8 protein-coding genes are annotated in these 11,705 nt (G+C 40.9%); 1 reads left to right on the forward strand and 7 read right to left on the reverse strand.

Going from position 1 to position 11,705, the window contains the following annotated elements:
* Nucleotides 1-103 precede the first annotated feature (103 nt).
* Complete coding sequence (locus AB5123_RS09760; RefSeq protein ID WP_347512439.1) at nucleotides 104-970, forward strand: AraC family transcriptional regulator; 867 nt, start codon at nucleotides 104-106, stop codon at nucleotides 968-970.
* Between the two features lie 71 nt (nucleotides 971-1,041).
* On the opposite strand, the gene AB5123_RS09765 is transcribed toward AB5123_RS09760, so the two are convergent.
* The 7 genes from AB5123_RS09765 to recJ form a co-directional block, all read right to left on the reverse strand.
* Nucleotides 1,042-1,170, reverse strand: a complete 129-nt coding sequence (locus tag AB5123_RS09765; protein WP_347512441.1) for a hypothetical protein — start codon at nucleotides 1,168-1,170, stop codon at nucleotides 1,042-1,044.
* 78 nt (nucleotides 1,171-1,248) lie between these two features.
* Complete coding sequence (locus AB5123_RS09770) at nucleotides 1,249-3,180, reverse strand: ATP-binding protein (RefSeq protein WP_368364755.1); 1,932 nt, start codon at nucleotides 3,178-3,180, stop codon at nucleotides 1,249-1,251.
* A gap of 463 nt (nucleotides 3,181-3,643) precedes the next feature.
* Nucleotides 3,644-5,005: a 23S rRNA (uracil(1939)-C(5))-methyltransferase RlmD gene (gene rlmD / locus AB5123_RS09775; protein ID WP_278946461.1), complete on the reverse strand. Its 1,362-nt coding sequence runs from the start codon at nucleotides 5,003-5,005 to the stop codon at nucleotides 3,644-3,646.
* Nucleotides 4,989-6,446, reverse strand: a complete 1,458-nt coding sequence (hemZ, locus tag AB5123_RS09780; RefSeq protein ID WP_278339630.1) for a coproporphyrinogen dehydrogenase HemZ — start codon at nucleotides 6,444-6,446, stop codon at nucleotides 4,989-4,991. The genes rlmD and hemZ overlap by 17 nt, the downstream gene beginning before the upstream one ends.
* Complete coding sequence (locus AB5123_RS09785) at nucleotides 6,443-7,087, reverse strand: MBL fold metallo-hydrolase (RefSeq protein WP_368364757.1); 645 nt, start codon at nucleotides 7,085-7,087, stop codon at nucleotides 6,443-6,445. The genes hemZ and AB5123_RS09785 overlap by 4 nt, the downstream gene beginning before the upstream one ends.
* A gap of 13 nt (nucleotides 7,088-7,100) precedes the next feature.
* A complete protein-coding gene (locus tag AB5123_RS09790) occupies nucleotides 7,101-9,491 on the reverse strand; it encodes a bifunctional (p)ppGpp synthetase/guanosine-3',5'-bis(diphosphate) 3'-pyrophosphohydrolase (protein WP_368364758.1) in 2,391 nt (796 codons plus the stop codon).
* A gap of 1 nt (nucleotide 9,492) precedes the next feature.
* Nucleotides 9,493-11,532 carry a single-stranded-DNA-specific exonuclease RecJ gene (gene recJ, locus AB5123_RS09795; protein ID WP_368364759.1) on the reverse strand — a complete coding sequence of 680 codons (2,040 nt, stop codon included), beginning with the start codon at nucleotides 11,530-11,532 and terminating at the stop codon, nucleotides 9,493-9,495.
* Nucleotides 11,533-11,705 lie beyond the last annotated feature (173 nt).

The following is an 11,705-nucleotide window of genomic DNA, read 5'->3' on the forward strand; positions in this document are numbered from 1 at the left end:
ATACACAAAGTTATAAAATATATGCACAAAGTTTAGGATTTTTCTTGTAATCTGTGATCAGGTGTGATATACTATAGTTATAGAAGCAAGGAGGTGTTTTTTTATGTTTATGAATGTTGCCTATTTAAACAACTCTACATCTACTGTAGTGGATAATACGAAACCTTTGATTGTAACAAGCTGTGGAAATTATCGTGTGAAAAATCGTTCTGAAGTAGTAACACATCGTCCGAAGGGAAGAAAAGATTATCAGCTTTTATATATTGCCTCCGGGAAAGGACATTTTTTCATTCACGGAGAAGAAAAAACGGTTTCAGCCGGAAATATTATTATATATTTGCCGGATCAACCACAGGAATATGTTTATTATCGTGCAGATCAAACCGATGTTTATTGGGTGCATTTTACCGGAAATGAAGTAGAAGAAATTTTAAAGTATTACAATATCAACCTGCAAAATAATATTCTCTATATCGGAACATCTCCCGATTATCAGTGGTTATTTGGTCAGATGATTCAGGAATTGCAGCTTTGCAGACCACGGTATGATGAATTGATTTCTTTGCAGCTGCGAAATATTTTTGTTTTGATAAGCCGTGCAATCATGAGTGCAAAGAAATTCAGCAGCACCAGTGAAAAAGAAGTTGCTTTTGCGATGCACTATTTTCGTAAGAATTACAACACAGAAATCAGCATTGAGGAGTACTCCGAATCCAGAGGGCTTAGCAACTGTTGGTTTATTCAGTGCTTTAAAGAAATCACAGGTTCCAGTCCGCTGCAATATATCTTAAAGCTGCGAATCTCCAACGCACAAAGTTTGTTAGAAAATACGAACTACACCATTACTGAAATTGCAAATATGGTTGGATACACCAATTCGCTTTATTTCAGCAGACTGTTTCATAAATACATTGGTATGTCACCAAAAGAATATCGAAAAGTAAAACTCAAAGAAAATCTCAGGGAGTAAAAAACAAAACTCGTTTGGCTAAAACTAAACCAAACGAGTTTTGTTGATTTTTGATAAGAAATAAGGAATGGCTACATTACCAAACACGTCTGAATTGCAATCTCCTCAGCCTGCAACTCAAAGAGATTCTCAAGCTGCCAAACCTTAGCGGTATCGGCATTTTTCATCGCAAGTGCATACTCAGGATTAGTAGCACGCATTTTGTTCCAGATCTTCCATAATCAGCAGAGAAGATTTTGAAAAGGTACAGGAAAATCAGAATTAACTTCTTTGTTTTCCTAATCGTGTTTAATGTATTTAGTGATAGTATCGATTAATTCCTCCATGTTAATCGGCTTGGAAATATGATCATTCATGCCTGAATCCAGGGATTCCTGAATATCATCTATAAAAGCATTTGCAGACAAAGCTATAATTGGAATCGTAACTGCATCGGACCGCTCTATACCCAAGGCTCGAATGGCTTTTGCTGCTTGGTGTCCATCCATGTTTGGCATCATAATATCCATCAAAATAAGATCGTATGTGCCTCGTGGATGATTTTTAAACAGATCCACAACTTCTTTTCCGTCTGATGCGCGCGTTACGGTAGTACCAGCATCTTCCAGTATCATCGTAGCAAGTTCAGCATTTAGATCATTATCCTCAGCCATAAGAACATGAATACCCGTCAAATCTCTATGTAGATGTTGTTTTTGTTCTGATTGAATAACCTGTTCTGACAACTCCAGTGGGATCTCCACTGTGAATGTAGAACCTACACCTTTTTTGCTCTCAACAGCGATCGAACCGCCCATCATATCCACATATTTTTTTGTGATGGCCATACCAAGACCGGTTCCCTTATATTGAGTTCTGGCATTAGCATCATCTTCTTGTGAAAACGGATCGAATAATTTTTTCTGGAACTCTTCGCTCATGCCAATACCGTTATCTCGAACAACATAACGAGTTATGATATGTTTCTCATCCGCTCCTGGGTAACTGCTGATATCCAAAGTGATCTTTCCGCCGTCCTTTGTGAATTTCACAGCATTGCCAAGAAGATTCACCAAAACTTCTCGGATACGCGCAACATCCGCGAGGACATATGGGTTCTTTGGGATTTCTCGATGTACTTCAAACTTAAGATCTCGATTATAAAGAAGTCCATTCATAATCGCCTGGACGTTATCTGTCAATTGAGTAATGTCCACCGGCTCGGGCGAAATAGTAACTTTTCCACTTTCAATGCGAGTAAAATCCAGAACGTCATTCAACAAAGAGAGAAGATGATTCGAACTTTTTTGAACTTTCTCCAAGCTATCATGAATATCTGAAACCGTGTTCTGGTGAAGCGCAATGTTTGTAAATCCAATAATGGCATTCATCGGCGTTCTGATGTCATGGCTAATACTAAGCAAAAACGCAGATTTTGCTTTGTTGGCAGCATCTGCTTCCTCAGCGGCGGTCATTAATAATTGTTTTTGTTTTTGCTCTTCTGCCTTGCTTTTCTGATAAACATAATAGGTATATAGACAAATTAAAAGCAATACAGCTCCTGCGACTAAACCGCATATGATGGAAATATGATTCGTCTCTTCAACCATTCCATAAGCTGATTGCATATCCATTTCAATGCAAAATGCGCCAATGATTTCTCCAGTCCCATCATGATTTGCTCTTACAGGATAGCAAGCCGTAAAAATCGGACCCCATGTTGTATCAATGATATCCTGAGAGTACACATTCTCCCCAGAAATAGCCCTATCAATATACGGAACCATTTCTTCCTCAATATAATCTCCAGGGTGTCTTACATCATCCGCATCCGAATCCAAACCGTCTACCACATAAACGAGTTTTCCTTCTTCATTTTTTGTAGCGGTGTAAATATATCGAGTAGAATTCAGTGTTCTGATTTCATTGAAATATGAAGAAATATCCTTATATAATTGCTTCGTTTCATCAGATTGATCTTTGATTTGATCAAAATCTTCTTTGCCGATTTTTCCATCCACGAGTTTGTGCACTGCATCTGCACTCGCTGTGTCACGTGTGATTTCTGTTTCAAGTGCGGTCTTAGTGTAAGAACTTTGCAGAATAAATGTGTACAACGCTATTACAAAAATCGTCAAAAGCCCCGCAATCACAAAGATACTGCCTGTATTCTTCAGCCTAAGGAGTTTTTTTAAATTAATTCCTTCTTTTATTTTCTTCATGCTGCTCATTCACATCCTCTAAATCCCAATTTATCGCTCATCCCTAACCTCTATAATTTCACCTACAAAAACAATATGTGGTTGCCAGCCTCCATTGAAATCGGGATATACTTTTGGCATGGAAGCATAATACTCCTGAACTCAGTTGTAATATCCTCTTTGGAAAATTGATGCTGATACAACTTTTGGCAAAGAAGTGTCAATTTTGCCTCTTTATAGGTTACTCCCTGAGCGATTTCAATAGGAGTCAGTCCTGCAGGATTGGTTGTCACCCTTTTTCATTTTCCAAAAATCATCCCAAAATGCCTGACATCTAATCCACTGTCTCAAATTGTGACATCTAATTCGAGGTTACAACCTGACATACATTTGGCAGTAGATATGTTTCCATATAAGAAAACGAGCTTTTTCAGAAGTCTGGCTTCAAATCCAAACCTCCGAAAAAGCCCGGAAATACGCCGCTTTTCAGCCCTTATTTATCTTTTCTTGACATCAAACAAACCGTCTCCACATGCCCCGTCCTCCCAAACAGATCCACGCCCTTGACCTTGACCGTCTTATACCCCAACTCTTCCAGCACAGCACAGTCCCTAGCAGCAGTAGCGTGATTGCAGGATATCATAACTATCCTGTCAGGGGACATTTTTGCCATGTACTCCAGTGCGTCCCTAGTGCAGCCCTTTCTTGCAGGGTCAGCTATTATCACATCTGGTCGTTCGCCACGGCTGTAAAGTATCTCTGCTATCTTTCCTGCGTCACCACATATAAATTCCGCATTTGTGACATTGTTTGCTGCGGCATTTCGTTTTGCATTGTCTATTGCAGACTCTATTATCTCAACACCTATGAGCTTTTTCACCTTTTTGCTCATTGACAAACCAATCGTTCCTGCGCCACAGTAAAGATCAAGAAGAGTTTTCTTTCCTGTCAGCTGAGCATAATCTGCGGCAATTTCATAAAGCCGCTCCGCCTGAATTGTATTTACCTGATAAAATGACAGCGGTGATATCTCTATATCATTGCCACACATGGTATCGTGTATCGTGTCGCTTCCATACGCAGTAACAAGCTTCTGTCCGAGTATACAGTTAGTCTTTCGGCTATTCTCATTGAAAACTATACTCTTTATATCAGCATATTTTTTGCAAAGCTCACCCACAAGCACATCAAATACGCCACGCTTTTTAAGGTCGGTAATAACAAGACAAACCATTATCTCACCTGAGTGTTCGCCACGCCTGAGATAAATATGCCTGAGCAGACCGCTTCCCGTTTCCTCGTTGTATGCCTTTATCTTACGCTTGTTCACATATGCCATTATTTCATCGGCTATTGCCTTGAATACAGCAGGCTGTAATGCACAATCAGTGTGATCGCATACACGGTGAGAACGCCTTGAATAGAATCCGCAAACTGCCCTACCGTCCTGCTCTGCTACAGGGTACTGCGCCTTGTTGCGATAGCCAACAAGCTGTTTACAGCCCTCAAAACTGTCATATTCAGGATAAAGCTTACCAATACGCTCAAATGAATCCTTTATGAACTGCTCTTTTACACGGCATTCTTCCTCATAGCTCATGTGACGAAAACAACAACCGCCACACCTTGAATAAACAGGGCAATCGTTCTTCGTTCTTTCAACCGAACCACTTACAATATTTTCGATAATGCCATAGCAATACGTTTTGCAGACCTTGACTATCCTGCATTCGATAACGTCGCCAATAACAGTAAAAGGCACGAAAACAGCAATGCCCTCGTGCTTTCCTACTCCGTTGCCATCATTTGTCATACCGCTTATTTCAAGCCTGATAATCTCATTTTTCTTTAGCATAAAATTCCTCTATCTCATTTTTTCGCTTAAGCATAAGCTCAAAATGCTTATTGTATTCCAGCGGAAATTTGTAATTGAACACACGCTCCAAACGTCCGCCCTCTTTGTCAACAAGCTTTGTCGAGCCACCTGCACCCATTGCAAGTATGGTCTGAACCTCTTCCATTATATAGATATTATATAAACTCTCGTGACCCCACTTTGTCCAGCCTATATTTTCAAGATTTTCAAGCATATTCTTCTGTCTGTAGAGATAATAAGGCAGATAGCCGCTTTCAAGAAGTCTTTTTGTGGCATACTCTACCATTTTATCGGCTGGATTTTTCAGTACTTCCCTGTCACCGCTGTGATTTAGCCTAGCCGCACGCTTTATGGAAAGTGTGTGTACAGTGATATTCTCAGGAGCAAGCTCGATAAGCTTATCAATGGTATTCTCAAAGCTCTCCACTGTGTCTGTTGGCAGACCTGCGATTATATCGGTATTTATAGAGTTAAAACCAACTTTTCTTGCAAGGTCAAAGCTGTCAAAAAACTGTGCAGTTGTGTGCTTTCTGCCAATAGCCTCAAGAACGCTGTCATTCAAAGTCTGTGGATTTATAGATACTCTGCCACAGCCATTTGCTTTAAGCACCTTCAGCTTTTCTTCAGTTATGGTGTCAGGTCTTCCCGCTTCAACAGTGTATTCACGGACAGTTGACATATCAAAGCTGTTTGCAATGACTTTCATAACTCTGTCAAGCTGAGCAGCAGTGAGCGTGGTAGGAGTGCCGCCGCCAAAATATACGGTGTCAAGCTTTAAACCAAGCTTTTTCGTTATCTTCGCAGTATAAACTATCTCCTCACACAGCTTGTTCACATACTCAGGGATAAGCTTCATACAGCCCTCGATAGATTGCGAAACGAAAGAACAGTAGGAGCATCTTGTGGGACAAAACGGCACTGACAAATAAAGACTAAAGCTGTCCTTTTCAAGCTCATCGAGGACAGGCTTCTGGGTTATAGCAGTTTTGTATGCAATATCGCACTTTTCTTCGCTGCAAAGATATCTGCTCTCCATGGCTTTAAATATCTCCGCCTTGTTCATGCCCTCACTGAGCATATCATTCACACGCTTCACAGGTCTTATTCCCGTTATAACGCCCCATTTCGGCACAATGCCTGTTATCTCGCTCATTGCCTTAAAAAGAAGTCTTGACAGTGAAAGTTCCATGTCGCTTTCAAAATGCACAAACTCCTCTTTTTCGCAAGTCTTGCCGTCATATCTCACCTTAACGCTCAAACAAACATTGTCAGCGTTATCCTTTTTCTGAGCGAACACATAATCGTCCTCTGTATCTATGCTGTCAGAAAAAACGTGGGTAAAGAGCGTTGCAGGGATAAAAAGCTTCATTACTCCCTCAAGCTCATATTTATAATCGTTGCCGCTGAATATCAGAGTCATTTCAAAGCCTCCGCAGCCTGCCTGAGATATGGGTTATACTTTCTCTCAGCGTCAAGTGTCGTGACATTCATGTGACCTGGGTAAACAGTGAGATTTCCACCAAGGTCAGCTATTTTCATAAGCGACTTCATAAGGGCTGTGCTGCTTCCATCAGGCATATCAGTTCTGCCAACACTTCTTGAAAATAGGGTATCTCCCGAAAACATATTCATGCCGCATATGAAACAAACAGAACCGCTTGTATGTCCCCGCGTTTCCAACACGTCAAATTCAAGCTCGTCAAGCTTTAGTATATCGTCCTCTGTAAACACATTGACCTTGCCTGTGTAATTTCTGTGTCCTCTTATTCTGAAAAGATTAGCAAGCATTCCTGCGTCATCTGTAAGCTTAGGCTTATCCATAATGTGGATATACACCTCGCAGCCTGTCCTGTCTACAAGGTCAGCCACAGCACCGATATGGTCAAAATGACCGTGGGTAAGAAAGATCTTTTTAAGCGTAAGACCGTGACTCGCTATCTCACCGAGAATATAATCAGGGTCGGCAGGTGCATCGATAAGAACGCAGTTATTTTCTTCGCTTGCAACAATATAACTGTTCGTTTCACAAACACTCAATGGTTTGAGCCTATATATTTTCATTATCTGTCCTTTCTTATTTACCGCTTCTTTCAACAGAAATAACGTTCTTTATTTTCTGAAGCTTGTTTATAACATTGTTGAGCTGTTCCATTCCTGCAATGCTGACAGTTACGGAAAGCATTGCATTGCCGTTTTTCAGTTCCCTTGAGGTTGACTCATAGATAAAAATATTAATCATTGCAAGCGCTGACGAAACGTCTGCCAGCAGACCTATTCTGTCAACCGCAACGATATCCAAAGTACACTTGAAATAGCCCGTATGCTTTTCAGAACTTTCCCACTTAACATTTATCCAACGAGCGGCATTTTCAGGATCATCTTTCTGCGAAAGATAGTTCACGCAATCCTTTTTATGCACGGATATGCCGTGACCTCTCGTGATAAAGCCGACTATTTCGTCACCTGGAAGCGGATTACAGCACTGTGCAAACTTGATAGCGCAGTTGTCGATGCCGTCAACGATAACACCAGTGGAATTTTTGGAAGTCTTTATCTTATTTTCAAGGTCAGAAGTATCAGGCTGAGCCTTTTCACCATATTTCTTATTATACTCAGATTTCAGCCTTTGCATCACCTTTGAAAGCTGAACACCACCGTAACCTATGGCTGCAAAGAAATCATCAAGAGTATCACAACTGTGTCTGTGCATATCCATTTTGAGAAAGTCCTCAAGTTCTTCCTCAGGCACTCTTATATTATTTCTGCGGAACTCTCTTTCAAGAGCATTTCTGCCCTCAAAGATATTTTCCTCTCGTCTTTCCTTTTTGAACCATGAACGTATCTTGGATTTGGCTTCATTGGTCTTGCAGATATTAAGCCATGAACGGCTTGGACCATGACCTTCAACGTTGGTAGTAAGTATCTCGATTATCTCGCCTGTTTTTATCTGATAATCATAAGACACCATTTTCTTGTCTACCTTTGCGCCGCACATCTTATGACCCACCTGTGTGTGGATAGCATAAGCAAAGTCGATAACAGTTGAGCCAACAGGCAGTGTTATCATATCGCCCTTTGGAGTGAAAGCAAAGACGTCCTCAGGAGCAAGGTCATTTTTGATAGCCCTTACTATCTCTTCAACGTCGTTTGACTCCTGCTGTGACTCGATTATCTGTCTTATCCATGCAAGGCGCTGATCGTCCTTTGAGCTACCCCTTACGCCCTCTTTATATTTCCAATGAGCGGCGATACCGTATTCAGCCGTTCTGTGCATTTCCCATGTTCTTATCTGAACCTCGAAAGGTATTCCCTCTCTGCCGATAACAGTCGTGTGAAGCGATTGATACATATTAGCCTTAGGAGTGGAAATATAATCCTTAAATCTATTTGGGATAGGTCTGAACATATCGTGGATTATGCCAAGTACGTTATAGCACTCGGTAACTGTATTGACGATAATTCTTACGGCATAACGATCATATATCTGGTCTATCTCCTTGCCGTCACGATATACCTTTTTATAAATACCATAATTGCTTTTAACTCGACCCTCGATAAGGGGAACAGGGTCAAAATCCTTTTCAAGCCTGTCATGTATCTTGTGCTTGATGTTTTCAACAAGCTGTTCACGGCTGCCCTTTCTGAGCTGCATTTGCTCGTCTATCTCGGCATAAGCATAAGGATCAAGATAGTAAAAAGCAAGATCTTCAAATTCATCTTTAATTGAGCGTATTCCAAGGCGGTGAGCTATCGGTGCATAGATGTTCATTGTTTCATGGGCGATAGTTCTGCGTTTTGAATCTTTGCAATAATTAAGAGTACGCATATTGTGAAGTCTATCTGCAAGCTTTATGATAATAACACGAATATCCTCGCTCATTGCAAGGAGTATTTTTCTGATATTCTCGGCTTTCTGCTCGTCTTTGGTGAAAGTTTCTACCTTTTTCAGCTTTGTAACGCCATTTACAAGCATTGCAACGTCTGAGCCAAAATTCTTCTGTAATTCTTCAAGAGTGCATGGAGTGTCCTCCACAACGTCATGAAGAAGTGCTGCACAAATAGTATCAGTATCCATGCCAAGCTCCAAAAGAATATATGCAACAGACAGCGGGTGGGTTATATACGGCTCGCCAGACTCTCTTTTCTGATTGTGATGATACTTTTCAGCAAGTTCATAGGCGGAAACGATTTTTGACAGATCGTACTGCCTCTCGCCATCAAGTATTTTCTGAATAAGTGCATCAATGGAACACACCGACCTCTCACCTATATGCTCAGGCTTTGAAGCTTCAGGCACAGCGTCGATATAGTCAGGAGAAGCTGTAGGAGCAGGCTTTTCTTCAAACTGCTCTTTAACCACGGCTTCGGCAGGAAGATCTTCTTCACTGACAGTTTTTATCTCAGGTATATTTTCTATCTTATCCATTTCAGCAGGATCAAGCAAAATATTCTCTTTATCTGACATTTTAGTTACCTGCCTTTCCAAGCATTTCATTCAGCTTAACAAGAGTTTCAGAGTCCTCAAGATTTACCTTTTGTTTCGGCACAACGTAGCTTATTTTCATAGTTGCGAGTCTGAACTCAATAAGACCCTTATCACGAAAAATATCAACACAAATATGCAGTTTGCAATAATTCATGCTGTCGCTTGATATTTTCATGAAAAGATTATCCAACGTAATATTCTTAACTGCACTTATGTATTTATATACGCCGATAAGCTCCTGCCTTGTCGGGATTATTTTTCTTATAAAACTTGCAGGAAGCTGTTCCCCGCGCATGAGCTTTTCATAACAATCCTTTGCAGCAAAATATCTTTCCTGCTTTACTCCACTCAATCTATGGTCGATAACTCTTATGGATATGGACTCACGGTTATTGAACACATTTATTCCAAGCTCCACGAGCATATCAAGCTTATCACCAACTGCGAAACAAGCTTTTTCAGGTGCAAGGGAGAAAATAAGAGCCTGTCCTCTATAGCTTCCATATGAAAACTCGATCTTTGTATGCTTGCCCTGTGACAGCGGTATTATCTTATCTACTCTCACTCCAAGCATTGCAAAAACTGGAGCAGGGTTCTCTGCACCAAAAGGCTCCATTGCTGCAAGACCCTTTACATTATCAAGGTTGATATCCTGCGGCATAAGAAGCTTATCCGCTATAAGCTCAACGCTAGGGAATTTCTCCATAGGATCGCTGTATTCATACACCATTTGAGTGAACTTTTCGATGTTCTCAGCCTTCAGCGACAGACCTCCTGCACACTCATGTCCACCAAATTTATCAAGCAGCTCTCCGCAATGCTGAAAACACTTGAATATATTGAAGCCCTTTACGCCTCTCGCAGAGCCTCGTGCGTTTCCATTGTCATCAATTGAGATTATAACATTCGGCTTTCCGTAAAATTCCAAAATGCGTGAAGAAACAATGCCAATAACTCCGTGGTGCCAGCCCTTGCCTGAAAGCACAAGCACTCTATGATCAAGAGTTTCAGGGTGAGCGTTTATATAGTTTACTATTTCTGTCATTATCTCTGTTTCCGTCTGCTTGCGCTGGGCGTTAAGATTTAAAAGAGTGTCAACATAATTCTCAGCGTCCTCCGGGTCTTCGCTGAGAAGTGTTTTTACCGCTGTAAGTGGTGAGCCAAATCTGCCCGAAGCGTTTATAACAGGGGCAATCCTAAAAGCAATGCCTGTTGAGTCAAGAGCATTTCTATCAAGCTTTGCTTTATCTATAAGATAGTTTAGTCCCAATATTTCGGTGTTTGCAAGATATTCAAGACCACGCTTGACAATAGTTCTGTTTTCCCCTGTGAGTGGCACAACGTCCGCAACTGTACCGATAGCACAAATGTCGGCATACTGTTCCATAACAGTGTCATAACTGCCGCCGTCAAGTGCAGCACAAAGCTTGAAAGCTACACCAACTCCTGCAAGGTCTTTGTATGACGAAGGACAATCTGCACGATGCGGATTAACGATAGCCCTTGCCCTTGGAAGCTTCTCAGGAGGTTGGTGGTGATCTGTGATAACAAGTTCCATATCAAGCTCAGCAATACGCTCAGCTTCCTCGACCGCAGAAATGCCGTTATCCACGGTGACGATAAGCTTAACACCCTTTTCTGCAAGCATTTCAATAGCTTCCATGTTCATGCCATATCCAGCCTCACGCTCAGGAATATAGTACATAACGTTTGCGCCCATGCTTTCAAGATAGTTGTAAAGTATAGTGGTGGACGTAACTCCATCGCAGTCATAGTCACCGTAAATACAAATAATGTCATACTGATCAACCGCCTTGTTTATTACATCGGCGGCTATAGCCATATCCTTTATAAGAAAAGGATCACTAAGTTCTTCGCCTTTAAAAAAATCAGCAAGGCTGTCAAAGTCAGTGAAACCCCTTGAAGTCATGACGTCTAGGGTAAGGCTTTTCAAGTCACACTTGTTCATAAACTCTGCAGTTTTCACAGGGTCAGGTCTGTTTATTCTCCATTTTTTCATATAGAAATAGTCCTTTACGCAAATTTACATTCATTATTCATTATACCACATAAACTGCCTTTTTTCAAGTAGCATCAAGAAAAAGTGTGAAATATTATGTAGTGCTACAATAGATATTGGACAAAATTAAGAAAAAAGAAAAGAGAGATAGGCAAAAATCTGATAAAATAAAG

The organism is Ruminococcus sp. RTP21204st1_B2_RTP21204_210225 (assembly GCF_040914135.1).
GTDB classification, from domain to species: domain Bacteria; phylum Bacillota; class Clostridia; order Oscillospirales; family Ruminococcaceae; genus Hominimerdicola; species Hominimerdicola aceti.